This window comes from Psychrobacter sp. TPE 89C (assembly GCF_055522395.1).
In genome coordinates, this window is sequence record NZ_JBVFXW010000030.1 from 1 (window position 1) to 25,975 (window position 25,975).

Below are 25,975 nucleotides of genomic sequence, written 5' to 3' on the forward strand. Positions count from 1 at the left end.
GCGCTGGTGTTGTTGCTAACGTTAACGTTTAATACTGATCCTAGTATTTAACTCGTTAGTCAAAAGCCGTTCTCTTTATTGAGAACGGCTTTTTTAATGGGTGGTTATAACTAAAGAAAAGTTATGGGTTTAGCTATATATAGACATACTCATTACAGAATTGAAATTCTAGATAAAATCGATCGATTGCATACAGAATTAATTTATTTCTATTCTAGACTATTGTAATCTGCAGTATAGCTTGATATATTAACGCAGCTTCTTATCAGGTACTCACATTATCAGCCTAATTAAACGGCCAGTTAATAGAGTAGGTACGCTAGATAAGAGCAAACTAGGTAAAAGTAACAATTTTACCGCTAAAGGCTTGCATTTTATGCTCAATATTGTATAATGCTGTCCTTTACACCCATAGGCGATTGGCTCAATTGGTAGAGCATCGGTCTCCAAAACCGAGGGTTGTAGGTTCGAGTCCTACATCGCCTGCCATCTTCTTATCACATCTTTGTTGTACCCCACCATCTCCGAAGCGAGTTCTTTATGAGCAATAATCAAGATAACCTCGAGACTAAGTTATCTGATGCCAAGGCGGTTGCTGGTGGAATGCTGTCTAAAGATAAGCACATCTCAGCGGTCAATACTTCTGCTGTTGAAGTTGCTAAGACTGGCTCAATCAAAGATTTGATCTTGTGGCTACTTGCTGCAGCAGTTTTAATTAGCGCGACTCTGGTTAACCAGTATTTACCTGGCTATTGGCAACCTGCCAATGATGTTTGGGTACGTATTAGTATCATTGTCGCTCTTATTGTATTTGCATTAGTATGCTTGGCATTAACGCATCAAGGCCGCGCTTTTAAAATATTATTAAAAGATGCCGCTGTTGAGCTACGCCGAGTAACATGGCCAGGTAAAGACGAAACCTTTCAATACACATGGCAAGCTATTGTCGTGATTGGTATTGCTGGGCTTTTTGTTTGGCTGTTAGATAATTTTTTCAATTGGTTCGTTGGCATATTTATCGGTTAAATGTTTGAAGTTGAGCAGACTATCGTGTATTACGATTCGCTCTAACTTAAATATTGTAACTCAACATTTTACTTATAACGATTAGGAGCGTGACATGCGTTGGTATATTGTCCAAGCGTTTTCAGGATATGAAAAGCAAGTACAGCGTTCATTAACTGATCGTATCAATCGTAGTGACTTCGCTGAATCATTCGGTGATGTATTGGTTCCTACTGAAGAAGTCGTCGAAATGAAAGACGGCAAAAAGCGTAAGAGTGAGCGTAAATTCTTTCCAGGATATGTTTTGATCCAAATGGAAATGAATGATAATACTTGGCACATCGTTAAAGAGTGTCCACGTATTATGGGTTTTATTGGCGGTACGCCTGAAACACCAGCGCCGATTACGCAAGTAGAAGCAGATCGCATCTTAAATCGTTTGAATCAGACTGAAACCGATCCACGTCCTAAAACGCTATTTGAGCCGGGCGAAGAGTTATTGGTTATCGATGGTCCGTTCACTGACTTTAAAGGTATGGTGGAAAAAGTCGATTACGAAAAGTCTAAACTACATTTGACAGTAAACGTATTTAATCGACCGACTCAGGTTGAGCTTGAGTTTAGTAAAGTTGAAAAGCTAGACTAAGCCCATACAAATTCATCAACCGGGGAGCTTTTAGTCAATAAGCTTACATAGCATATTGATTTAGCGTTATTACCCATTTAGGAGAGTATCATGGCTAAGAAGATTGATGGTTACATCAAACTGCAAGTGCCTGCAGGCAAAGCAAATCCTTCACCACCGATTGGTCCAGCATTGGGTCAAAAAGGCGTGAACATCATGGCGTTCTGTAAAGAATTTAACGCTGCGACCTCAAACCAAGAGCCGGGTCTACCGATTCCTACTGAGATCACTGTATATAGCGATAAGTCTTTTACCTTCATCATGAAGTCACCACCAGCTTCATACTTACTACGTAAGGCTGCTGGTGTTGCTAAAGGTTCAGGTACACCTAACACTGCTAAAGTCGGTAAAGTTGACCGTGCACAGTTAGAAGAAATCGTTAAGACCAAAGATAAAGATCTAACTGCAGCTGACCTTGACGCTGCTGTTCGTACCATCGCTGGTACTGCACGTTCAATGGGTATTACCGTGGAGGGTGTGTAAATGAGCAAGCTAACCAAACGTCAAAAAGAAATTCAAAGCCGTGTTGATAACGAAAAACAATACACTATGGAAGAAGCCGTTCAAATCTTAAATGATTTGCCTGCGCTAAAATTCAAAGAGTCTATTGATATCGCAGTAAACTTGGGCGTTGACCCACGTAAATCTGATCAAGTAGTTCGTGGCGCTACCAACCTACCTGCTGGTACTGGTAAAACCAAACGCGTTGCTGTATTCGCTCAAGGCGCTGCTGCTGAAGCCGCTAAAGAAGCTGGTGCAGACATCGTTGGTTTTGAAGACCTAGCAGAATCAATCAAAGCCGGTAACATGGACTTTGATATCGTTATTGCTGCTCCTGATGCAATGCGTGTTGTTGGTCAATTAGGTACTATCCTAGGTCCACGTGGCCTAATGCCTAACCCGAAAGTCGGTACAGTAACGCCAAACGTTGCTGAAGCTGTGAAAAATGCTAAAGCTGGTCAAGCACAGTATCGTGTAGACAAAGCGGGTATTATTCATACTACTATTGGTCAAGTTGGTTTCACTGCTGAGCAAGTTATTCAAAATGCTGAAGCATTAATCACAGATCTAAAACGTGCTAAGCCTGCTACTTCTAAAGGTACTTTCATTAAGAAAATTACCTTGTCTAGCACTATGGGTCCAGGTATCACTATTGATGCTGTTCCTTATCGCACTGCTAAATAATTAAGTATTCACTCTTCAAATATTTTGAATAATGAGTACAAATAAATTCTAAAAAATTAGGTCAGCGTAGCATATGCTACGCTGTCTAAGACCGTAGGTAGAGAGTGGTTTAGCGTCATAGATAGCAATTTTCGAATGGTTAAATATGATAACAAGCTGCTTTTTTTAATCGACTACAGATGAAAATCTCAGTTGTCCTACGCAGACGGTGATCCACCCAGTTGTTGATAAGAGCCGATAGTTCAATCTATCACTTGATGTCATTCTGATAACGGTGCCGTAATCAGTCGTTACTAATAAAATCTATTGCTATAGAGTTTAGAAGTAACGTGTCGTATCAAGTCAGTCTAATTCAGTTGTTTAAGAATTAAAAATTTCGGTTTTTAAGAATTAAAATACTGAGCAGATTGATAAGATTAAAGGAGTCAACTTATGGCATTAACGCTAGAGCAAAAACAACAAGTTGTGGCTGAAGTGTCTGAAGTTGCTGCTAATGCTTACTCAGCAGTAGCTGCCGAATATCATGGTATTGGTGTTGCAAAGCTTACTAAGCTACGCGAACAAGCCCGTGAAAAAGGCGTTGTTTTGAAAGTGGTAAAAAATACACTAGCAAGACGCGCTTTTGAAGGCACTAAGTTTGAGAGCATGTCAGACCGTATGACTGGTCCACTACTTTTGGCTTTCTCTATGGAAGACTTGGGTTCTGCTGCTAGAGTCGTTTTCGACTTCAGTAAAGAAAACAAAGCTTTAGAGACCAAATTGGTATCAGTTGGTGGTGTTGTTTATGGTCCAGAAGAGCTAGAGCGCGTATCGAAGCTACCAACTCGCGACGAAGCACTCTCTATCTTGATGGCTACTATGAATGCACCAGTGACCAAGCTTGTCCAGACTATGAACGCAGTTCCTGGCAAGTTCGTTCGCACTGTCGCAGCAATCAAAGACGCAAAAGAAGCTGCTTAATTGCTTGTTTTAACGTAACTTTGACATCGTTGATTGCACTTTATTGCCAACACTATTTGAAAATTTGGCAAGCAATCCAAGCGATATTAAAATCAATTAAATTTTATCAGATAACGGAGAGTTCTCATGGCACTATCTAAAGATGATGTGTTAAACGCAATCGCTGAAATGTCAGTAATGGATATCGTTGAATTAATCAGCGCTATGGAAGAAAAATTCGGCGTAACAGCTGCTGTTGCTGCTGCACCTGCTGCTGCTGGCCCTGCTGCTGCTGCTGCTGAAGAAAAAGACGAGTTTGACGTAGTTCTTGCCAGCTTTGGCGAGAAGAAAGTTGGCGTAATTAAAGCCGTACGTGAAGCTACTGGTCTTGGCCTGAAAGAAGCGAAAGATTTGGTTGAAAGCGCTCCAGCTCCAATCAAAGAAGGCGTTAACAAAGCTGAAGCTGAAGAGTTGAAAAAGAAACTTGAAGAAGCTGGCGCAACTGTTGAACTAAAATAAGTTTAACAGCTGTACGAAAAAAAGCTGGTAATGCCTTGCATTGCCAGCTTTTTTTTACTATAATTCGTAGCTTGACCTTTTGTGTCTGCCAACATACGTATGCAACAACACGGTGGATACCCATCAAAAGGACAGACGATATACATGCAAGCACACATGCCAGTTATTAAAATCAGTTAATGTTAGCTAAACGTCCGTAGATGTTTGGCATTTTTTTGTGTCTGCATGCTTTCCTATTAACACTATAGTTTATACTGATTCTGAAAGTTATAGTTACCCCGATTATTGTTATTTCTGAAAAGCTATTGATCTTAGGTTATCCATATAGAATGATTTTACTGTCAGTATGTAGGCTCGTAGACGGTATATATCAGCGACGATAACAGTTTTGATGATGAATTTTAAACCGCAGTACAAGATATTTTAAGTGTATTTGTAAATTGAGCCATAAGGGCAATGTATTGTATATGATATTGAAATTGTCAGTTTGAGTAGGCATATAGACTGACCTAGACACCAATTCCAAGATTGAATGAAGTGTGCTAAATAAGCATTGATTAGTAAAGTAGTAGTTGACCAAAAGACATGAACTGAACACGAACACCCGTTTTATATTATCGTTTACGTCGCCAAGATACATAATATCTATGCATCCTGGCCTCGATTTTAATTTGTTTCCACGTTTACTGTAAGGACTCTCGATGGCATATTCTTATACTGAAAAAAAGCGTATTCGCAAAAGTTTTGCTGAATTGCCCACTGTGATGGACATTCCCTACTTATTGTCTATTCAAGTAGATTCTTACGAGCAATTTTTGCAAGAGCACAAAAAGCCAAAAGCTCGTGAGAATACTGGTTTGCAAGCTGCGTATTCCTCTATTTTCCCAATTGAGAGTCACTCTGGTAATGCTGAGTTACAATTTGTTGAGTACTATTTAGGCACGCCTGAATTTGATGAGCGTGAGTGTATCTTACGTGGTTCAACATTTGCTGCGCCGATGCGTGTCAAAATCCGTTTGATCATCAAAGACAAAGATAGCAAAGATAAAGACAGCAAAGCTGCGATCAAAGATATTCGTGAGCAAAGCGTCTATATGGGCGAAATGCCATTAATGACGGCTAACGGTACCTTTATTATCAATGGTACAGAGCGTGTTATCGTATCACAGCTACATCGCTCACCTGGTGTATTCTTTGACCATGATAAAGGTAAGTCGCATTCAAGTGGTAAAGTGCTTTATAACGCACGTATCATTCCTTACCGTGGTTCATGGTTAGATTTTGAATTTGATGCAAAAGATCTAGTATTTGCTCGTATTGACCGTCGTCGTAAGCTACTTGCTTCAATCATTCTACGTGCACTAGGTCTGACCACTTCTGAAATCTTAGATCTTTTCTTTGATAAAGTAGCTGTGTATAAAGGCGAAGAGACGTTTGAGATTGATCTGGTTGCTGATCGCTTGCGCGGTGAGATGGCTCAGTTTGATATCGTGTCGCCTGAAGGTGACGTTATCGTAGAGCAGGGCAAACGTATCAATGCACGCCGTATCCGTCAGCTAGAAGAAGCTGGTATGACAAAGATTGCTGTACCTGATGAATACTTATATGAGCGTATCTTAGCTGAAGATATCGTGGTTAATGATGAAGTTATCGCTCGTGCTAACACATTAATTGACCATGAATTATTGGTTAAACTGAGTGCATTTGAAGCCAGCGAATCTATCAAAGAATTCAGCATTCTGTTCACTAACGATATCGATCAGGGTAGTTATATTGCTGACACGCTACGTGCTGATAGCACGTCAAGCCGTGAAGAAGCACTGATTGAAATCTATAAAGTAATGCGTCCAGGTGAGCCACCAACGGTCGAAACTGCTGAAAAACTGTTCGAAAGCATGTTCTTCAATGCAGATCGTTATGACTTGTCAAACGTCGGCCGCATGAAGTTTAACCGTCGTCTAGGGTTAGATTTTGATAATACAGATGATCCAGATATTCAGCGTGCACGTAGTGTCCTGACCAATGCTGACATCGTGAACGTATTAAAAGAATTGATTGAGATTCGTAACGGTCGCGGTGAAGTCGATGATATCGATCACTTAGGTAACCGTCGTATTCGTTCAGTCGGCGAAATGGCAGAAAACCAGTTCCGTGTTGGTCTAGTACGTGTAGAGCGCGCGGTCAAAGAGCGTTTGAGCTCAGCAGAATCTGATAACTTGTCACCACAAGATTTGATTAACTCAAAGCCTGTTGCGGCTGCGGTTAAAGAATTTTTTGGTTCAAGCCAGTTGTCACAGTTTATGGATCAGAACAACCCGTTGTCTGAAGTTACCCATAAACGCCGTGTATCAGCACTAGGACCCGGTGGTCTGACTCGTGAACGTGCAGGCTTTGAAGTACGTGACGTACATGATACCCATTATGGCCGTGTATGCCCGATTGAGACTCCTGAAGGTCCAAACATTGGTCTTATCAACTCATTGGCAACTTTTGCTAAAACCAACAGCTTTGGCTTCTTAGAAACGCCATATCGCCGTGTGGTTGACGGTAAAGTAACGGATATCATTGAATATCTATCAGCCATTGAAGAAGTCGGTACGGTCATTGCACAGGCTGATTCACCATTGACTGAAGATGGTGCACTAAGTGACGAGATGGTCAGTGTCCGTAGCTATGGTGAATTCGTCCGTATGCCGCCAGAAAAAGTGACGCATATGGATGTGTCACCAAGTCAGGTAGTATCGGTAGCAGCAGGTTTGATTCCATTCCTAGAGCATGATGATGCTAACCGTGCCTTGATGGGCTCGAACATGCAGCGTCAGGCTGTTCCTACGTTACGTGCTGATAAGCCGTTAGTAGGTACTGGCATGGAGCGCTATGTTGCTCGTGATTCTGGTGTTTGTGTGATCGCTAAGCGTGGCGGTGTGATTGAAGATGTTGATGCATCACGTATCGTTGTTCGTGTAAACGAAGACGAGATGACTGCTGGTGAAGCGGGTATCGATATTTATAACTTAGTCAAATACACGCGCTCTAACCAAAATACTTGTATCAACCAACGTATCATCGTTAACCAAGGCGATGAGATTGCTTTGGGTGATATCTTGGCAGATGGTCCATCAACGGATCTTGGTGAGCTAGCACTAGGTCAGAACATCCGCATCGCATTTATGCCGTGGAATGGTTACAACTTCGAAGATTCAATCTTGCTATCTGAGAAAGTGGTTAAAGAAGATCGTTTCACCACCATTCATATTCAAGAATTGACGTGTGTGGCACGTGATACCAAGCTAGGTACAGAAGAGATTACTGCTGATATTCCAAACGTTGGTGAAGCAGCACTATCAAGTCTTGACGAAGCAGGTATCGTCTATATCGGTGCTGAAGTTGACGCTGGTGATATCTTAGTTGGTAAAGTGACGCCAAAAGGTGAAACGCAACTAACGCCAGAAGAGAAATTGCTCCGGGCTATCTTTGGTGAAAAAGCAGCTGATGTAAAAGACACGTCTTTACGTGTTCCTACATCAAGCAAAGGTACGGTCATCGACGTACAAGTCTTTACTCGTGATGGTGTCGAAAAAGATGCACGTGCAAAAGCGATTGAAAAATCACAGCTTGATAGCTATCGTAAAGATTTAAAAGAAGAGCTACGTATCTTTGAAGAAGCAGCACGTGGTCGTATTGGTAATCTATTAGATGGCCAAAAAGTCAGTGGTGGTTCTGGTCTAAAAGCCGGTACGGTTATGGCCTTGGCTGATATGAAAGATATGAGCCTTGAGACCTTGCTTGATATTCAGCCAGTTGAAGAAGAAATCTCTGAGCGTCTAACGCAAATCGCTGAGTACTTAGTTGATAAGCAAAAAGACATCGATGTTAAATTTGCTGAGAAAAAACGCAAATTAACGGCAGGCGATGACTTACAACATGGTGTCCAAAAAATCGTTAAAGTTTATCTAGCGGTTAAGCGTCGTATTCAGCCTGGTGATAAAATGGCTGGTCGTCATGGTAACAAAGGTGTCGTATCACGCATCATGCCAGTCGAAGATATGCCTTATGATGAACATGGTAATACCGTTGACATCGTATTGAACCCGCTTGGTGTACCATCTCGTATGAACATCGGTCAGGTTCTAGAGACGCATTTGGGTATGGCAGCCAAAGGTTTGGGCGAGAAGATCGATGGTATGCTCAAATCGCAAGCAGCGATCAAAGAGCTACGTGGTTTCTTGGACAAAATTTATAACCAAGTAGGCGGCGAGCAAGTTGATCTTGATAGCTTGAGTGATGATGACATCATGGCGCTATCAGACAACTTACGCGGCGGTGTACCAATGGGTACTGCAGTGTTTGATGGTGCAAGAGAGAGTCAAGTTAAAGACTTGCTAGAGCTTGCTGGTATGGACCGTGATGGTCAGCAGACATTGTATGATGGTCGTACTGGTCAGAAGTTTGACCGTAAAGTGACCGTTGGTTATATGTACATGCTCAAACTTAACCATTTGGTTGATGACAAAATGCATGCACGTTCTACCGGTTCTTATTCACTAGTCACGCAGCAGCCATTGGGCGGTAAAGCTCAGTTTGGTGGTCAGCGCTTCGGTGAGATGGAAGTCTGGGCACTAGAAGCTTATGGCGCGACTTACACGTTGCAGGAAATGCTGACTGTGAAGTCGGATGACGTTGAAGGCCGTACGCGTATGTATAAAAACATCGTTGATGGTGAGCAGTATATGGATCCAGGTATGCCTGAATCGTTCAACGTACTGACCAAAGAAATCAAATCATTGGGTATTAATATTGAGTTAAAGCAAACCCATTAAGCACGGCTGGCTGAGGCTACCTTTAACATAGCTTCAGTTAATTATTATCCTTAGTGGTCAATCTAAAAGCAGTACGCGCATAGCTGCTGCTTTTAGTGATTTGTCTCAACCCTATTCATTGCCTTCATTCATCTTATTTGCGTCAACAATACGCTATCAGATGATTATAAAGATAACGGAGAAGCAACTTGAAAGATTTACTCGATATCATGCAAAGCCCTACCGGCAACGGTAACCAAGAGTTTGATAGCATTCAAATTACTTTAGCCTCACCTGACGTCATCAAGTCATGGTCACATGGCGAAGTGAAAAAGCCTGAAACTATTAACTATCGCACGTTCAAGCCTGAACGTGATGGTCTTTTTTGTGCCAAAATCTTTGGCCCAGTAAAAGATTTTGAGTGCTTATGTGGTAAATATAAGCGCCGTAAGTTCCAAGGCGTTATCTGTGAAAAATGTGGCGTAGAAGTTACGACTGCTAAAGTTCGTCGTGACCGTATGGGTCACATCGACTTGGCTAGCCCAGTTGCGCATATTTGGTTCCTAAAATCATTACCAAGCCGCATCGGTCTATTGTTAGACATGACGCTACGTGATATCGAACGCGTTCTATATTTTGAAAGCTACATCGTAACTGAACCTGGTCTAACTAGCTTAGAAAGATATCAGTTGCTTGATGATGAAGATTACTTTAAAGCCCTTGAAGAGTTTGGCGATGAATTTACAGCCAAAATGGGTGCTGAAGCCGTTCAAGACCTATTAAAAGATATCGATTTAGATATCGAGATTGATGAGCTGCGCGAAGCGATTCCGCAAACAGGTTCTGAGACTAAGCTTAAAAAGATGTCTAAGCGTCTTAAGCTATTAGAAGCATTCCGTGATTCTAATAACAAGCCTGAGTGGATGGTAATGAACATCTTGCCAGTACTACCACCAGATTTGCGCCCACTAGTACCACTAGAAGGTGGCCGTTTTGCGACTTCGGATCTAAACGATCTGTATCGCCGTGTCATTAACCGTAACAACCGTCTAAAGCGTCTGCTTGAGCTTAGTGCACCTGATATCATCGTACGTAACGAAAAACGTATGTTGCAAGAGTCAGTTGATGCATTGTTGGATAACGGTCGTCGCGGTCGTGCAATCACTGGTAGTAACAAGCGTCCATTGAAATCTTTGGCTGATATGATCAAAGGTAAGCAAGGTCGTTTCCGTCAAAACTTACTTGGTAAGCGTGTCGATTACTCTGGTCGTTCGGTTATCGTTGTAGGTCCAACACTACGTCTACATCAGTGTGGTCTACCGAAGAAAATGGCACTTGAACTATTCAAGCCATTTACTTATAACAAGCTATTGTCTCATGGTTTGGCAACAACGATTAAAGCCGCCAAAAAGATGGTAGAGCGTGAAGAGCCACAAGTGTGGGATATGCTGGCCATGGTTATCCGTGAGCATCCAGTACTTCTTAACCGTGCACCCACACTTCACCGTTTGGGTCTACAGGCATTTGAGCCAGTACTTATCGAAGGTAAAGCAATTCAATTGCATCCGCTCGTTTGTACCGCGTTTAACGCTGATTTTGATGGTGACCAAATGGCCGTTCACGTGCCATTGACGCTAGAAGCACAGTTAGAGTCACGTGCACTAATGATGTCTACCAATAACATCTTGTCACCTGCGAACGGTGATCCAATCATCGTACCATCACAGGATGTTGTATTGGGCTTGTATTACATCAGTCGCTCGTCTATCAATGCTAAAGGCGAGAGCATGGTTTTTGCTACCGTCAATGAAGCATTGCGTGCGATTGGTTCAAATGATCTACATGTAAATGCTAAAATCAAAGTGCGTGTCACTGAGACGCATATTGATGAAGAGGGTAACCAAACCAAAGAAATCAGTATCAAAGATACGGTTGCTGGTCGTTTACTTATCTGGAACATCATGCCTAAAGGTATGACGTTTGATGAATGTAACCAAGAAATGACGAAGAAAAATATCTCTCGTCTGATTAACTCTTGCTACCGTAAAGTAGGCGTTAAAGAAAGTGTTATGTTTGCTGACCAATTGATGTATCTTGGTTTTGCTCAAGCGACATTGTCTGGTGTGTCTATTGGTATCGATGACATGGTCATCCCACCATTGAAGAAGCAAATCATCGAAGTAGCAGAAGGCGAAGTTCGCGAAATCGAAGATCAATTCGAGCAAGGCTTTGTAACTGCTGGTGAGCGTTATAACAAAGTAGTTGATATCTGGTCACGTACCAATGACAAAGTCGCTAAGGCGATGATGGATAACTTGGCAACAGATAAGATCTTGAATGCCAAAGGTGAAGAAGAAGAGCAGAAGTCATTCAACTCTATCTTTATCATGTCAGATTCTGGTGCTCGTGGTAGTGCGGCACAGATTCGTCAGTTGGCAGGTATGCGTGGTTTGATGGCTAAGCCAGATGGCTCAATCATTGAAACGCCAATCAAAGCTAACTTCCGTGAAGGTTTGACCGTACTACAGTATTTCATCTCAACTCACGGTGCACGTAAAGGTCTAGCAGATACGGCACTGAAAACGGCTAACTCAGGTTACCTGACTCGTCGTTTGGTTGATGTGGCACAAGATTTAGTTATCACCACTGATGACTGTGGCACTGAGCAAGGCTTGCTCATGAAACCACATATTCAAGGTGGCGAAATCATCGAGAAGTTGGGCGAGCTAGTACTAGGTCGTGTCACTGCACGTGATGTAAATTATAATGATGATGCTGATAAAGTATTGATTCCAGCAGGTACGTTGATCGATGAGCATTGGGTCAATGTGCTTGATGAAAACGCTATCGATGATATCTGGGTACGCTCAGTTATTACTTGTAATGTTGAGCATGGCGTTTGTTCACAGTGCTATGGCCGTGATTTGGCTCGTGGTCATAAAGTGAACATTGGCGAGTCAGTTGGTGTTATGGCTGCACAGTCTATTGGTGAACCTGGTACTCAGTTAACCATGCGTACTTTCCACGTGGGTGGAGCAGCAAGCTCAGCATCTGTGGACAACAGCATCTCTGTACGTAACGCTGGTCAAGCGCATTTCGAAAACATGAAAACGGTTCAACATACTGATGGCCATTTGGTTATCGTATCGCGTTCAGCTGAAATTGCATTGACCGATGATCTTGGCCGTGAGCGTGAACGTTATAAAGTACCTTACGGTTCTAGCGTTCTTGTTAAACACGAAGATCAGGTTGAAGGCGGTCAGACCATTGCTAAATGGGATCCGCACACGCATCCAATTATCACAGAATTTGCTGGTACAGCACGCTTCAGTGACATCACTGATGGTATGACCGCAACAGTGAAAGTTGATGATGCGACTGGTATGAGCTCATTTGAGATTCTTGCTACTCGTGACCGTTCAAGCTCAGCAAAAGACTTACGTCCTGCTATTATCTTGAATACTGATGAAGGTAAAGAAGTGGTTTACTTCCTACCTGCTGAAACTATCATTCGCGTTAGCGATGGTGAAAAAGTAGCAGCTGGTTCGATCCTAGGTCGTGTGCCACAAGCATCATCAGGAACTAAAGATATTACCGGTGGTCTACCACGTGTTGCCGATCTATTCGAAGCACGTCGTCCAAAAGATCATGCGATCATGGCAGAAATGACAGGTGTCGTAAGCTTTGGTAAAGAGACCAAAGGTAAGAATCGCTTCATCATCACCAATGAAGATGGTGAGATTCATGAAGAGCTAATCCCGAAATGGCGTCAAATCAACGTCTTTGAAAACGAGACAGTAGCACGTGGTGAAGTTATCGCTGATGGTCCACAAAACCCGCACGATATCTTGCGTCTGAAAGGACAAACGGCACTTGCTGATTATATCGTTAACGAAGTACAGGACGTTTATCGTCTGCAGGGTGTAAAAATCAACGATAAGCACATCGAAGTTATCATTCGCCAGATGTTGCGTAAAGTTGAAATCACTGACGGCGGCGATTCAAACCACTTTAAAGGTGATCAAGCAGAGTATGCTGATATCAAAGCATTGAATGAAAAACTGGAAGCGGAAGATAAATTCCCAGTACAGTTTGAGCGTCAGTTGCTGGGTATCACTAAAGCAAGTCTGGCAACAGAAAGCTTTATCTCAGCTGCGTCATTCCAGGAAACGACACGTGTACTAACTGCGGCTGCCGTTACTGGTAAAGTGGATGAGTTGCGTGGCCTGAAAGAAAACGTCGTTGTTGGTCGCTTGATTCCTGCAGGTACTGGTCTTGCTTATCATAAAGCACGTAAAGAGAAAGCAGATCAAAAGCTACAAGATAAAGATCTTAATGCAGCGTTTGACATGACTGCTAGTACTGATAGTAAAGACTTTGCTAGCTTTGATGAAGCCTTTGCACAAGAGCTGAACCAAGATAACTAATAGTATTAGACATCTTTGATTCATTCTTAACTTAATAAAAAAGCCAGCCTAAGTTGCTGGCTTTTTTACGTTTGTAGATAAGCAAAGCAATGAGAATAATTGGCCTAATGCTATATCTAGTAAGCTAATAAGTCTTAATATAGCGCCGCTATTTTTTAGCTGATATACTTTCTAGCAAGGTTGTTCCAGTTAGTAGTACACTTAAAACAGCAGGACACTCAAAAATTCATATCATAATTTATGGATGTGCTAACTGGTCATATTTATGATTAATATAAGGATAAGTAGAAAATGGCAGGTAAAACCCGCGTTGCCAAATATCAGGCAGATCGAACCAACCAAAAACTTTATTTTTGCCGTCTCTCTTGCCAGTCAGCAGGAAGTACCAACGATAAGCAGTTATATCAAGCACATTGTGAGACCGCTATTTTTCATCTATACGGGGCTTTCCTTGCATTTACTCAAGAGCTTGGTTATTTCTATAATTTGAATATGCCAGCACCAACATTGTCAGATATTGAACAAGCCTTGAGTGAAAGTACGCAAGTATCTCCTGAAATTCAGCGTCTCCAGCAGTTACAGCAGCAAGGATTTTTGGCCAATATAGAGCGTGCTTATCAGCGCTGTCTTTATGCGGTACCACCAGATACAGTCGTTGATGAACAATTAGGCAGTGACACGAAGCAGTCATCAGATCTCATCGTTAACGTGGTTACTTTATCAAACCAGTGGTTACCAGATGAATCGACGATACGCGAATGGCGTCAGCAGTTTTTAGAGCTAATTGAACAGCTTCGTGCTGGAATGGTTGAGTTTTAGCAAATCTACCAGTAGGGTGGTATAAGTTTGGTGTTGATAGAAAAGCTAGCTGATAAGCTTCGTGAAGCAGGACATCATTGCTATAATTTCCAGACATAAAAAAGCCTGTTTAGAGTTGTCTAAACAGGCTTTTTTATGTTTAACATCAGTTAGTATTTTAGATAGTTTACTCTGGCATCGGTGGAATAGTGTCAACTGGTGTTACCGATAGTGGGTTTTGCGATACGACATCATTATTGCGGCGACTTGCAGTTCTTGAGGTCTGTGAGTTATTTGATTCTGCAACAGGCTCTGGCGATGACTGTTTCCGCTGCTGTGTCTTCGTGGTAACTGGCTTCTTTGCAGATGTATTGTCGTTGGCCCTAGTATTTTCTACCGTTTTTTTCTTTTGCTTTGTAGATGTAAGGCTTTGATTGTTAGATACCCACTGACGAGGTGTATCTTTGAGTTGGGCTCTCATAAAGTCCATCCAAATAGGTAATGCAGCTACACCACCGTATTCGTGGCGGCCCATAGTCGTTGGTTGATCAAAGCCCATCCATACGACCGTTGCATTGGTAGGGTGGAAGCCTGCAAACCAAGCATCTTTAGCTTCGTTAGTGGTACCTGTTTTCCCACCAATATCATCACGTCCTAATGCTTTTGCCCGCACTGCTGTACCACGCTGCACGACATCACGCAAAATACCTGCCATTTCGAAAGCAACTCTGGGCTTTAATATCCGAGGGGCTTGTTTGGCCAATGAATACTGTACGGCAGATGCTTTTAAACGATCTGCTTGTGGACTAGCATTATAGACACTCAGATCCATGGTTTTATCGCTCTGTTCAGCACCTTCTATATCTTGTTCTGCAACAATTGCTTCGCTGTTAACTGCTTTGCTTTCGTCTTCAATTGACTGATTGTAAGTTTCGATTGACTCTTTATTACGCTCTTCGAGATCCTTATTGAAGCATGTAGCACAAGCTTGTTGTGGATTCGCCTGAAATAATAGATTGTTGCTATAGTTATAAATTTGTTCGATAAAATAGGGTTGTACACGATGGCCACCATTGGCGAACGTCGAATAGGCAGTTGCCATCTGTAAGGGTGTTGTTTGCCCTGCGCCTAGTGCTAAAGATAGAGTGGTTGGGAGCTTTTCTTTATCGAGGCCGAAATCATCTAATAGGTTACGGGTATCAGCGATACCAATGGCTTGTAATAGACGAATAGATACTAAGTTACGAGACAAATAAAGGCCACGGCGTAGAGTAATATCACCTAAAAAGCGTTGATCAGAGTTTTTAGGTTTCCATTCACCGACTTGAATAGGACGATCCGAAACGATACTGTCTGGACGATAGCCTTTTTCTAGAGCAGCTGTATAGACAAGTGGTTTAATAGTGGATCCTGGTTGGCGCCAACCTTGTAACGCTCTATTAAACTTGCTGTGGTTAAAATCAAAGCCACCAACCAAAGCGTTAACGGCACCAGTCGCTGGGTTCAATGAGACTAGACTGCTTTGTATTTTGGGCACTTGCGCTAACTGCCAGTTACCATTACTGGTTGGGATTAGGCGAATAATGTCGTTTTCACTGACTATCTGACTGGCATTGCTAGGAGCATAGCCGATACGGTCAGCAGAGATATATTTGCTTGCCCAGCTCATACCTGACCAACTAACGGTTACGCTTTCACCTGAAGGCATTATTGCATCAAAACTCCGAGAATTGACTTTGGTCACTTTGGCAGGGGACATATTACTATAGCGAGGGAAGTTTTCTAGAGGTTCGTCATTTGCCTCAGCACCTCGCCATCCATGACGATGATCATACGCAACGAGACCTTTAAGTACGGCTGCTTCTGCATCTGTTTGTGCCTGACTATCAACCGTAAGACGTACACGCCAGCCACTTTGCATGACCTGTTTACCATAGCGTTGAACCAAAGTAGAGCGCGTCATTTCTGCCAAATACGGCATATTAACGTCGAGCTTTTCTTTATAAAGGTTGATACCGATAGGTGAGGCGATCGCTTCATCACGTTGTGCTTTAGTAATATAGCCCAACTCATGCATGCGACCAATAATCCAGTTACGGCGAGTTAATGCACGCTCAGGATTGGCCACAGGATTGTATTTAGAAGGTGCTTTAGGTAGACCAGCTAACATTGCTGTCTCAGCAATCGTAAGATTTTTTAGTGATTTACTATAATATTTTTTGGCAGCAGCACGGACACCGTATGCACCTTCACCTAAATAGATTTTGTTGACATAAAGTGTCAGAATGTCATTTTTGCTTAGCTCATCTTCAATCTTACGGGCTAAAAACAATTCAGTTAACTTACGATTTAAAGTGCGCTCTGAACTCAAGAAGTAATTTTTAGCGACTTGCATTGTAATCGTAGAACCGCCGGTTTGGCTATTATCATCGGTAACTGCTTCAGTAACAGCGCGTCCCAAACCTTTAATACTAATACCGCTATGTTGAAAAAAAGAGGCATCTTCCGCTGCTAAAAAAGCATGAGTGAGGTCTTCAGGAATATCCTCAAACGTAATTGGTAGCGATAAGCGATTGCCGTACTGACCAATTAGTTTGTCATCACTACTATATATTTGTAGCGGCATCTCCAACTTTGCAGTCTTAATTTCTTGAGTGCTAGGCAATGTTGGCGATAGATACATCGCCATACCGTAAAATCCAATTGGTACAGCAAGTGCTAGGATAATAGCTAATGCTAAGCAGGCAATAAAAAGCCCTACCAAGAAGTGAATAAGTGGGGCGGTAGCATTTTTTTTGATCATAAGGAGACTTATCAATTAAAATTCGCAGCAGATAACGTATTATACCTTGAACAAAATAATCAGGTCATAATAAATGTGTAAGTTAGGCTTAATAACTTATTTAAATACTTGAATCTATCAATTAAGTAAAGTATTGTGTTCAATTATTACAAATAACTATCAGATTGTACACTTAATATAAGGTATAGAGTTTGTGAGGCTATTTACTTCCAAAAGTCAACATTTGATTGGTATGGATATCTGTGCCACTTCAGTGAAGTTGGTTGACATACAGCGCCAACAAGGCATGTTTCATCTAAAATCTTATGGTATTGAGAGACTGCCGGAAGGTGTAGTCGTCGATAAACTTCTCGTAGACACTGAGGCGGTTGGTAATATTATTGCCAGCTTAGCTAGACGTTGTCATGTTGCTGGCACCGATGCTGCTACGGCGGTTTCAGGGTCAGCCGTGATTACCAAAATCATTGATATGGATGCGGCACTAAACGATGTTGAGCGTGAAGCTCAAATCCGTTTAGATGCTGATCAATATGTACCTTACCCATTAGAAGACGTTAACTTGGACTTTGAGGTTCTAGGTCCTTCTTTAGTCAGTGATGAGATGGTGCAAGTATTACTGGCGGCATCTCGCTCGGAAAATGTTGACCAACGAGTTGACGCATTAACCTTTGGTGGTCTAAAAACCAAAGTTATGGATATAGAGTCTCATGCTATTGAGCGCGCTTTTGGGCTGATGGTAGACAACCTACCTAACAACCCAGAGTTGGTCGCATTGGTTGATATCGGACACAATCAAACAACTTTATATGTCGCTAAGAATGGCGAATTTATATACAGTCGTGAGCAATTGTTTGGTGGCTCTCAGTTGACAGAAGCGATACAAAATCGTTATGGACTAACTGCTGAAGAGGCTGCAACAAGTAAGCGTGAGCGTACATTACCTGACGATTACTACCTCGATGTGCTGACGCCTTTTATTGAAAATACCATTCAACAAATCACTCGCTCATTACAGTTTTATTTTTCTTCAAGCCAATACAGTAGTATTGACCATGTAATGTTGGCTGGTGGTAGCAGTTCTATCGCTGGTCTTGCGGGTATGGCACAACAAAAACTGGGTGTGACGGTCAGTATTGCGAATCCTTTTACCAATATGACTATTGCGCCAAATATTGACAATGAGCAACTAGCAATTGATGCACCAAGCTTAATGGCCGCGTGCGGTCTTGCGTTAAGGAGCTTCGACTAATGGCTCGTATTAACCTCTTACCCTGGCGACAAGAAGAGCGCGAACGTCGCAACAAAGAATTTATAACGTTGGTGGTTGCGGTAATTTTGCTCAGTCTGTTGGCTGCATTTGCTTCATGGAGCTACTTTAATAATGCGCTTGCTGAGCAGCTCGATGCGAATGCCTTGATAGAACAAGAAAACGTTCTTTTGGATACAGCATTGGTTGAAATTGATAGCTTAGAACAGCGCCGTGAAGATATTATCTCACGTATGCAAGTTATTCAAGACTTGCAAGGTCGACGCCCTGTACCGGTACGTTTATGGGACGATCTGGCTAAAGCCATGCCACCTGCGCTTTACTTAAACAATCTAAAACGTGAAGGCGACACGCTTACTTTAACAGGTCGGGCTGATAACCCTTATATTGTGTCAAGGTTGATCCTAAATCTTGATAATAGTAAATGGATGGGTAACTCAGCAGTGAGTAATATTCAACAGAATATCAGCGCTTATGAGTCCGCACCAGTGCTTAACAACACAGTCACTACTGGTGAGAAATCTCGTCCTGTTTATCCTGAAGACAGCTATGTTCAGTTTGTAGTAACGACTAAAGTTCAGTCGGAGACCGCTGCACCTGATGGTGCTAGTACTGGGCCTGGAGGTGAGTTATGAAGCTTAGCCGTAAAAAAAGCCTAATCAAAACTAAGAAAACTGCCTCGAAATCAAAAAAACAATTTGATTTGCAGGAGTTTCGCCGCAGTTTTGAATCGTTAGATTCTGACAACTATGGCAGCTGGCCTCTACCCGTAAAAGTAACCGTAATTGGTCTTATTATTACGCTTATAGCAGCATTATCATGGTCGTTACCGATTAGCAGTAAAATTGATGAGATAACTGCTGCTGAAAGTCAGCAAAATACGTTGCTTGAGAGCTACCGTGAAAAAGAATCACGTGCGCGTCACCTAGATGCTTATAAAGCACAAGTTGTTCAAATGGAAACAGAGTTCAATACCTTATTGGATCAGTTGCCGAAAGATACTCGTGTGTCAGAGTTGGTAGAAGGTATCAATATGACAGGCGTTGGCAGTAATATACGCTTTCAAGATATTTCTGTAGAACCTGAAATTGAAAACGAGTTCTTTATTGAGCAGCCTATTCGTATTGCAGCTTTAGGTGAATTTCATCAGTTTGGTAGCTTTATTAGTGGTCTTGCGGCTCTACCGCGAATCATTACTATGCATGATTTTGAAGTCAGCAACCCGCAGCCAACTTTAGATGTCTTACCAGAACTTAATTTGGTACTGAACACCAAAACGTATCGCTCGAAAGAAGCTGATCCTGAGGCTGTTGATACGGTCGCTACCACTGATAATGCAGGAGGCAACTAATGACTATTCAAAAACTGCCTATGCTACTGGCTTTAAGCGTTGCTGTTTTATCAATGACAGGATGTGCTGATCGTATTGGTATGGCAGAGCAGGCAATGGCGGACATCCGTAATCAACCTGCAAAGCCTATTGATCCACCGCCCAAGGCTGAGCTTGTAGAAGATTTTGTCTATAGTGCGAGTGCACAGCGTAGCCCATTTCTGCCACCTAGTCTGGTCAATACAGAAGGTCCTAGCACTTCTATCGATGGTGTTCGTCCTGATATTACCAGAGTAAAAGAGCCACTTGAGCAATATGAATTGTCACAACTGGTCTTTCGCGGCGTCGTTGTTTCACCTGAAGGTCAGCGATATGCGTTAATACAACGCCCTGATGGTTCAGTCGCGAGCGTTAAAGTAGGTGATTATCTTGGAGTAAATGACGGCCGTATTGTTGAAATCACGCCGACTCAGATTAACTTGATTGAAATTGTGCCAGACAGCCGCGCAGGGTTTGTTGAAAAACCCCAGTCGCTGGTTTCCCCTATAAGCTAAGTCGGCAGATTTTTGAGGAATAAATAATGACAGTACGCAATAACAAGGTAATGATGATGAGCAACCGCGTAACTTCTGCTTTTGCCGTTTCAGCATTGGCAATCAGCATGGTAGCAGTGAGTAACAGTGCCCATGCCGCACAGCGCATTAATAATGTCTCTGTGGTACAAACTGCTCCAGCAGTGACGCAAATACGGTTAGGATTTGCAGGCGTTCCAGTATTGCCTGCTGCCTATCAGCTTGATGACCCTAGCCGCTTGGTACTAGATTTTGAACAAGTACAAAATGGACTTGCAAGTCGCTTTAGCGAATATAATATCGGTATAGTAAATGATGTTACTACTTTAAGTAGTGACAGCACCACGCGTCTTATTGTTGGTTTAAAACAGACAGGCACTTATACGACAACGGTTGATGGTAATGATTTAGTATTGACTATTACAGATCCTAGCCGTTCTGTGAGAACTAATGATCCTGTTCAAGATGTGCTTAATAATACAATCACAACGACACCAATTTTAGAATCCAGTAGCGCATATGCTGCTGTTGATACGACCAGTAAGACTGTGATTAAAAATCAAGTACCAACAGATACGATGGTTGTCAGAGTCAATCCATTATTAAGTCCACAACTTGCCTCGTCGCAAGTGAGCAAGCAATACAGCTATGATGGGCTGAGTGCAGTTAATTTTGCAGCAGGAAAGGATGGTGGCGGCAATGTTAGTATCGCGCTGACCAACGAAGCAATACCAGTTGATGTACAGCGTCAAGGTAATAAGCTGATAGTAAACTTAACTGGTAGTACAGTGCCTAGAAACTTATTACGCCGTCTGAATATTAATAGCGGTCTCGTTAGTAGTATTGATACCAGGAATCAAGGTCAAAACGGTGTTATTACCATTAATATGACTGAAGATTATGAGTATCAAGCCTATCAGTCGGGCAATCAATTAAATATTAGCATCAATAAGCCTGCGCTGCTACGTGAGCCGACGCTTGAAGAGCGAGTATATAGTGGTGAGCCTTTGTCTATGGAGTTTCAAGACGTTGAGATTCGCAGTGTCTTAGATATCCTAGCTCAGTTTACTGAAATGAACATTGTGGCTAATGATTCGGTTTCTGGCAATATTACTTTACGCCTCATCAATGTGCCGTGGGATCAAGCGCTTGATATTATCCTAAAGAGTAAGAATCTAGGTAAGCGTGAAAATGGCAATGTAATTTTAGTAGCGCCTGCTACTGAACTGGCTGAGCAAGAAGCGAAAGAGCTTGAAGCACAGCAAGCGGTTGAGTCATATTCGCCACTACGCACTGAATATATTCGTTTAAGCTATGCCAAAGCGCAAGATGTTTTGACGCTGATCTCTCAGGGTAGTGGCTCATCGGGTGGTAGTGGCACGAATAATTCTAGCGATAACAATAGTTTATTGTCCAACCGTGGCACAGTAACGGTTGATAGCCGTACCAATACTTTAATTATCAAAGATGTGGCTGACAGTATTGAAAATATTCATAAACTGATTGCAAAGATTGATGTCCCAGTTCGTCAAGTCATGATTGAAGCGCGTATTGTCAGTGCTTCCGATAGTTTTAGCAAAGAGATTGGGGTAAGTTGGGGTATCTTGTCTGATGGTGCCGCTAATAACAGTAGCTTATTGGTTGGTGGTAGTGATCAGACCTTATGGGATCTTAGAGATTTTGATACAGATAGCGATACTGGTAGGGTAACATACGATATCACTCGTCCTGACAACTTGAACGTTGATTTAGGTGCTGCTAACCCTGCTGGTAGTATTGCGTTTGGTTTGCTTGGTTTGTCCGGTTATACACTAGATCTTGAGCTATCAGCCATGCAAGCAGATAACCGTGGTGAAGTAATTTCTACGCCTAAGATTTTAACCGCAGATAAACAAACGGCCAAAATATCTTCTGGTACGCAAATTGCTTATCAAGAAGCATCGGCAAGTGGTGCGACCACAACTAGCTTTATAGAAGCTGCACTTAGCTTAGAAGCGACACCGAACATCACGCCTGATGGCAAAATCAGTCTAAACTTAAACATAAAAAATGGCTCGCCAACGGTCTACAATGGTGCTGTAGCCATTTCTGAAGACTCTATATCTACCAATATTATCGTAGAAGATGGTCAAACAGTAGTACTTGGTGGTGTTTTCAAAAACCGTATCTCTGATGGCGTAGAAAAAGTACCGTTCTTAGGTGATTTGCCTTACGTGGGTCGTTTATTCCGTAATGACACACGCAAAAATGAGAAAGAAGAGCTGTTGATTTTCATCACGACCAAACTGATTAATGATGGTGTTAGTCGTTTAGAATAATAACGATACTGTTTATATGAAAAAAATTAATACTTTATTATCTCACAAAAGAAAAAAGCAAGCCTAAGTGCTTGCTTTTTTCTTGCCTTGTTTTTACTATTAGCCAAATTTTACTGGTAATAATCAGGCCTCATTACTAGCCAGAATATCGATGACGTTGTATGATAGCTAATTTAACTGAGTAAGTATTATGGTTGAGGAATTGCCATCGGTGTTTTTAGTAGGACCGATGGGAGCAGGTAAGACAACAATCGGTAAATTGCTTGCTAAGCAGTTAGGTCGTACCTTTGTAGATAGCGATTGGTATGTTGAATCGCAGACAGGCGCTGATATTGCTTGGATATTTGCTAAAGAAGGTGAAGCGGGCTTTCGTGAGCGTGAGACACGGGCTATCGATGAGCTGACCCAAAAAAACCAAATCGTATTAGCGACTGGCGGCGGTGCCGTTATGTGTGCTGAAAATAGAGCGTTTTTACAGCAACGCGGTATTGTGGTTTATTTAAATGCGCCCGTTGATGTGCAGATGGCTCGTACTGCTAAAGATAAATCACGTCCGTTACTACAGCAGCCTAATCCTAGAAAAATACTGCAAGATTTATATAGCAAACGCGATCCACTATATCGTCAAGTCGCCCATATTATTATGCCAACCGGACATACTTATCCCCGTCATATGGTCAGTCAGCTCTTACAGCAACTAGCGTCGTTTAATAACTCTGCGACGATAACGCCAGAACATAACGAAAATGAATCATAAGTCATAAGAAACTAATAGCACCTAAATTATGATTACTTACATTTAGCTACTTTTATCTCATTAACAATGCTTAAGGAGTGTTGGCAATGCTACTGTTTCATGATGGTTTGACCGTACATACGCAAAGTCATGACTATCCAATTGTCATTACTGAAAACACTGCGATAGATAATAGCAGCATGGCAAAACAGGTAGTGCCATATATTAGTGGTCGCCAAGTACTGATTGTCACCAATGAGACGGTGGCACCTTTGTATCTAAGTGCGTTAGAAGAAGCGTTGACAGAGCAGTTTACGGTTAGAGTCTGTGTACTGCCAGATGGTGAGCAATATAAAAATCAAGCCAGTATCAACCAAATTTATGATGCATTGATGGCGGAGCATTTCAATCGAGACGTCACGCTTATTGCGTTAGGTGGCGGCGTCATTGGTGATATGACAGGTTTTGCTGCAGCAAGCTTTATGCGTGGGGTGAATTTTATTCAAATCCCAACAACGCTTTTATCGCAGGTAGACTCAAGTGTGGGTGGCAAGACGGGTATCAATCATCCTCAGGGTAAGAACATGATTGGTGCTTTTTGGCAGCCACAAATGGTGCTTGCTGACATGAGTACGCTCAAAACTTTGCCTGCTCGCGAACTATCAGCAGGGTTGGCTGAGGTTATCAAATATGCGCTCATTATGGATGAGGCATTTTTAACCTGGCTTGAGGAAAACCTACCTGCAATGATGGCATTAGATTTGGCTGTACTTGGCGAAGCGGTAAAGCGTTGTTGTCAGTACAAAGCGGACGTGGTTGCACAAGACGAAAGAGAGTCTGGTGTGCGTGCGCTGCTGAACTTTGGTCATACCTTTGGTCATGTGATTGAAACGCATCAAGGCTATGGTAATTGGTTGCATGGTGAGGCTGTTGCTGCTGGTATGGTACAAGCTGCCGAGCTGTCACAAAAAATTGGCTGGTTAACAGTTGAAGAAGTCGCTCGTATTAAACATATTCTAACATTGGCAAGCTTACCTACTACTGCACCAGCTATTGATACGCAAACGGCTTTGAGTTTGATGGGGCATGATAAAAAAGTGAAACACGGACAAATTCGTCTTATTTTGCTAAAATCACTGGGTAAGGCTGTATTGACCGACGATTTTGATGCCCAGCTTCTGATGGAAGTATTATCACAACAGAGCGTATAATGTATCAAAAACTCAGTTTTTATAAGTACATGCTGAAATTAAGTGCTCATAAGAGCTGATTCACAGTAACGCTAATGACCTGTGCATCTATTTAATGCAGTCAATTTTATTTTTACCAAGGATATTCCCATGGCAGCATTAAGACCGACGCCGCGTACCGCTAGCCAATCTTATCGACCTCAAGCATTGATCTGGCTGATAGTGACTTTGCTATTAGGTGTGGTCACGGTTCTAATTTGGATGTTTAGTCAAACGCCGGCAATGGGTGCCAAAATTGAAAATGCTCCGATATCAGCACCGGAAACGCTGGATGCCGAACTGGAGCAGCCTTTAAAGATTGAGTCATTACATGAACTGGATACGGATGTGCAGCCACTCAGTTTTGATGCGGCAATTCGAGATTTGCGCAATTATCCTGATGAGTTCAAAGACAAGCGTTATTTGCTGGCTAACAAAGGTAAATGGACCGTGCAAGTGATGAATGTCGCTGAAAATGACGTGGTTGTTAGTTATCTAGAAGGTCGCAAAGATCGTAATAAATTTGCTTATTTCCGTTATCTTGATGATGAGCAGCAAGTGCGCTACATGCTGACTTATGGAGTGATGAGCAGCCCACAAGAAGCGGTTGGAGCAGCCAAGCTTATCGACTTTAGATTGCCTGCTGATGTGCGTGTACTACCAGAAGAAATCAATCGATATGTTGGCATTATCGACAACTACACACGTGCTGATCCAATTAAAGATTTGAGCACCAAACGCACCCGTGCTATTAATTTAAAGCCTACTAAGCGTGAAGTGCCGGTGCGTCAGAAAAAACCAGTTGCTGAGAAAGCACAAAGTAATACAAGTAGCAATGAAAGTATTCGTCAGTCAGCGGATACCTCTGACACTTTATCTGTTAATGAACAGCGTACTGTGGTGAACGAAGAAAATGCTGCGGTTAAAGAAAAAAGTACTGTAGCTAACGAAGAGCAAGTGTCCCCTAGCGCGACAACTAAAAATAATGATGCCACAAACAAGCCTGATCAGGATAGTAAAAAGTCTGCTACCTCTAGCACTGATAGTAGCACTACACCAAAGCCCCCAGCAGTGCCAACACCCAAACCACCAAATGCTGCTCCAAAGCCAGCAGTAGTGCCAACACCGACACCACCAACTGCTACGCCAAAGTCACCAGTAGTACCAGCAGCTAAGACACCGAGTACGGCTAATAGCGTAAATTCTAGTAACACGACCGCTAATGCCAACACTCCCAAAAATGGTAATGACAGCATAAAAGCATTGATAGAAGCCAAAAGTAATTAATATTTTATTATCATCATAATTAAAAAACCCACTAATGAATAATTAGTGGGTTTTTTATGGCGCGTCATATAGCATT

The 25,975-nt window shown here is 42.2% G+C and carries 18 protein-coding genes and 1 tRNA gene; 18 read left to right on the plus strand and 1 reads right to left on the minus strand.

The window, feature by feature from the left end:
* Nucleotides 1-413 precede the first annotated feature (413 nt).
* The 10 genes from ACZW67_RS09845 to ACZW67_RS09890 all read left to right on the plus strand — a co-directional run bounded on the left by ACZW67_RS09845 (nucleotide 414) and on the right by ACZW67_RS09890 (nucleotide 14,378).
* Nucleotides 414-489: transfer RNA gene (locus tag ACZW67_RS09845), tRNA-Trp, on the plus strand.
* Between the two features lie 51 nt (nucleotides 490-540).
* Nucleotides 541-1,026, plus strand: coding sequence for a preprotein translocase subunit SecE (gene secE / locus ACZW67_RS09850; RefSeq protein WP_197134967.1), 486 nt, complete (start codon nucleotides 541-543; stop codon nucleotides 1,024-1,026).
* Between the two features lie 94 nt (nucleotides 1,027-1,120).
* On the plus strand, nucleotides 1,121-1,651 hold the full coding sequence (gene nusG / locus ACZW67_RS09855; RefSeq protein WP_110924116.1) for a transcription termination/antitermination protein NusG: 531 nt from the start codon (nucleotides 1,121-1,123) through the stop codon (nucleotides 1,649-1,651).
* 90 nt (nucleotides 1,652-1,741) lie between these two features.
* Nucleotides 1,742-2,173: a 50S ribosomal protein L11 gene (gene rplK, locus ACZW67_RS09860; protein ID WP_110924115.1), complete on the plus strand. Its 432-nt coding sequence runs from the start codon at nucleotides 1,742-1,744 to the stop codon at nucleotides 2,171-2,173.
* Nucleotides 2,174-2,875 (plus strand): 50S ribosomal protein L1, encoded by a 702-nt coding sequence (rplA, locus tag ACZW67_RS09865; protein ID WP_110924114.1) that lies wholly within the window; start codon nucleotides 2,174-2,176, stop codon nucleotides 2,873-2,875.
* Nucleotides 2,876-3,307: 432 nt separating this feature from the next.
* Complete coding sequence (rplJ, locus tag ACZW67_RS09870) at nucleotides 3,308-3,835, plus strand: 50S ribosomal protein L10 (RefSeq protein WP_110924113.1); 528 nt, start codon at nucleotides 3,308-3,310, stop codon at nucleotides 3,833-3,835.
* Between the two features lie 126 nt (nucleotides 3,836-3,961).
* On the plus strand, nucleotides 3,962-4,333 hold the full coding sequence (gene rplL, locus ACZW67_RS09875) for a 50S ribosomal protein L7/L12 (protein WP_011514491.1): 372 nt from the start codon (nucleotides 3,962-3,964) through the stop codon (nucleotides 4,331-4,333).
* Nucleotides 4,334-5,034: 701 nt separating this feature from the next.
* A complete protein-coding gene (gene rpoB, locus ACZW67_RS09880) occupies nucleotides 5,035-9,153 on the plus strand; it encodes a DNA-directed RNA polymerase subunit beta (protein ID WP_110924112.1) in 4,119 nt (1,372 codons plus the stop codon).
* 188 nt (nucleotides 9,154-9,341) lie between these two features.
* Nucleotides 9,342-13,559, plus strand: coding sequence for a DNA-directed RNA polymerase subunit beta' (gene rpoC / locus ACZW67_RS09885; RefSeq protein ID WP_110924111.1), 4,218 nt, complete (start codon nucleotides 9,342-9,344; stop codon nucleotides 13,557-13,559).
* Nucleotides 13,560-13,850: 291 nt separating this feature from the next.
* Nucleotides 13,851-14,378: a DUF6586 family protein gene (locus ACZW67_RS09890; RefSeq protein WP_465183108.1), complete on the plus strand. Its 528-nt coding sequence runs from the start codon at nucleotides 13,851-13,853 to the stop codon at nucleotides 14,376-14,378.
* Nucleotides 14,379-14,544: 166 nt separating this feature from the next.
* Here ACZW67_RS09890 and ACZW67_RS09895 read toward each other — a convergent pair whose 3' ends face one another.
* A complete protein-coding gene (locus ACZW67_RS09895; RefSeq protein WP_465183109.1) occupies nucleotides 14,545-17,160 on the minus strand; it encodes a penicillin-binding protein 1A in 2,616 nt (871 codons plus the stop codon).
* Between the two features lie 193 nt (nucleotides 17,161-17,353).
* Here ACZW67_RS09895 and ACZW67_RS09900 point away from each other — a divergent pair, with 193 nt between their 5' ends.
* From ACZW67_RS09900 to ACZW67_RS09935, 8 genes are all read left to right on the plus strand, one after another.
* The gene (locus ACZW67_RS09900; protein ID WP_465183110.1) at nucleotides 17,354-18,409 is read left to right on the plus strand and encodes a pilus assembly protein PilM; all 1,056 of its coding nucleotides are present in this window, start codon (nucleotides 17,354-17,356) and stop codon (nucleotides 18,407-18,409) included.
* Entirely contained in the window at nucleotides 18,409-19,062 is a 654-nt protein-coding gene (locus ACZW67_RS09905; protein WP_465183111.1) for a PilN domain-containing protein, read from the plus strand. Before ACZW67_RS09900 ends, ACZW67_RS09905 begins: the two co-directional genes overlap by 1 nt.
* A complete protein-coding gene (locus ACZW67_RS09910; RefSeq protein WP_465183112.1) occupies nucleotides 19,059-19,778 on the plus strand; it encodes a type IV pilus inner membrane component PilO in 720 nt (239 codons plus the stop codon). The genes ACZW67_RS09905 and ACZW67_RS09910 overlap by 4 nt, the downstream gene beginning before the upstream one ends.
* Nucleotides 19,778-20,311: a pilus assembly protein PilP gene (locus ACZW67_RS09915; RefSeq protein ID WP_465183113.1), complete on the plus strand. Its 534-nt coding sequence runs from the start codon at nucleotides 19,778-19,780 to the stop codon at nucleotides 20,309-20,311. Before ACZW67_RS09910 ends, ACZW67_RS09915 begins: the two co-directional genes overlap by 1 nt.
* Before the next feature lie 26 nt (nucleotides 20,312-20,337).
* Entirely contained in the window at nucleotides 20,338-22,647 is a 2,310-nt protein-coding gene (gene pilQ / locus ACZW67_RS09920) for a type IV pilus secretin PilQ (RefSeq protein ID WP_465183114.1), read from the plus strand.
* 190 nt (nucleotides 22,648-22,837) lie between these two features.
* Nucleotides 22,838-23,404 carry a shikimate kinase AroK gene (gene aroK / locus ACZW67_RS09925; RefSeq protein WP_197102250.1) on the plus strand — a complete coding sequence of 189 codons (567 nt, stop codon included), beginning with the start codon at nucleotides 22,838-22,840 and terminating at the stop codon, nucleotides 23,402-23,404.
* Nucleotides 23,405-23,490: 86 nt separating this feature from the next.
* Nucleotides 23,491-24,594, plus strand: a complete 1,104-nt coding sequence (aroB, locus tag ACZW67_RS09930; protein WP_465183115.1) for a 3-dehydroquinate synthase — start codon at nucleotides 23,491-23,493, stop codon at nucleotides 24,592-24,594.
* A 129-nt stretch (nucleotides 24,595-24,723) separates the two neighbouring features.
* Entirely contained in the window at nucleotides 24,724-25,899 is a 1,176-nt protein-coding gene (locus tag ACZW67_RS09935; RefSeq protein WP_465183116.1) for a hypothetical protein, read from the plus strand.
* Nucleotides 25,900-25,975 lie beyond the last annotated feature (76 nt).

Coding starts and splice junctions, on each gene's coding strand:
- secE (WP_197134967.1), top strand. CDS start 541: ATGAGCAATAATCAAGATAACCTCGAGACTAAGTTATCTGATGCCAAG.
- nusG (WP_110924116.1), top strand. CDS start 1,121: ATGCGTTGGTATATTGTCCAAGCGTTTTCAGGATATGAAAAGCAAGTA.
- rplK (WP_110924115.1), top strand. CDS start 1,742: ATGGCTAAGAAGATTGATGGTTACATCAAACTGCAAGTGCCTGCAGGC.
- rplA (WP_110924114.1), top strand. CDS start 2,174: ATGAGCAAGCTAACCAAACGTCAAAAAGAAATTCAAAGCCGTGTTGAT.
- rplJ (WP_110924113.1), top strand. CDS start 3,308: ATGGCATTAACGCTAGAGCAAAAACAACAAGTTGTGGCTGAAGTGTCT.
- rplL (WP_011514491.1), top strand. CDS start 3,962: ATGGCACTATCTAAAGATGATGTGTTAAACGCAATCGCTGAAATGTCA.
- rpoB (WP_110924112.1), top strand. CDS start 5,035: ATGGCATATTCTTATACTGAAAAAAAGCGTATTCGCAAAAGTTTTGCT.
- ACZW67_RS09890 (WP_465183108.1), top strand. CDS start 13,851: ATGGCAGGTAAAACCCGCGTTGCCAAATATCAGGCAGATCGAACCAAC.
- ACZW67_RS09895 (WP_465183109.1), bottom strand. CDS start 17,160: ATGATCAAAAAAAATGCTACCGCCCCACTTATTCACTTCTTGGTAGGG.
- ACZW67_RS09905 (WP_465183111.1), top strand. CDS start 18,409: ATGGCTCGTATTAACCTCTTACCCTGGCGACAAGAAGAGCGCGAACGT.
- ACZW67_RS09910 (WP_465183112.1), top strand. CDS start 19,059: ATGAAGCTTAGCCGTAAAAAAAGCCTAATCAAAACTAAGAAAACTGCC.
- ACZW67_RS09915 (WP_465183113.1), top strand. CDS start 19,778: ATGACTATTCAAAAACTGCCTATGCTACTGGCTTTAAGCGTTGCTGTT.
- pilQ (WP_465183114.1), top strand. CDS start 20,338: ATGACAGTACGCAATAACAAGGTAATGATGATGAGCAACCGCGTAACT.
- aroK (WP_197102250.1), top strand. CDS start 22,838: ATGGTTGAGGAATTGCCATCGGTGTTTTTAGTAGGACCGATGGGAGCA.
- aroB (WP_465183115.1), top strand. CDS start 23,491: ATGCTACTGTTTCATGATGGTTTGACCGTACATACGCAAAGTCATGAC.
- ACZW67_RS09935 (WP_465183116.1), top strand. CDS start 24,724: ATGGCAGCATTAAGACCGACGCCGCGTACCGCTAGCCAATCTTATCGA.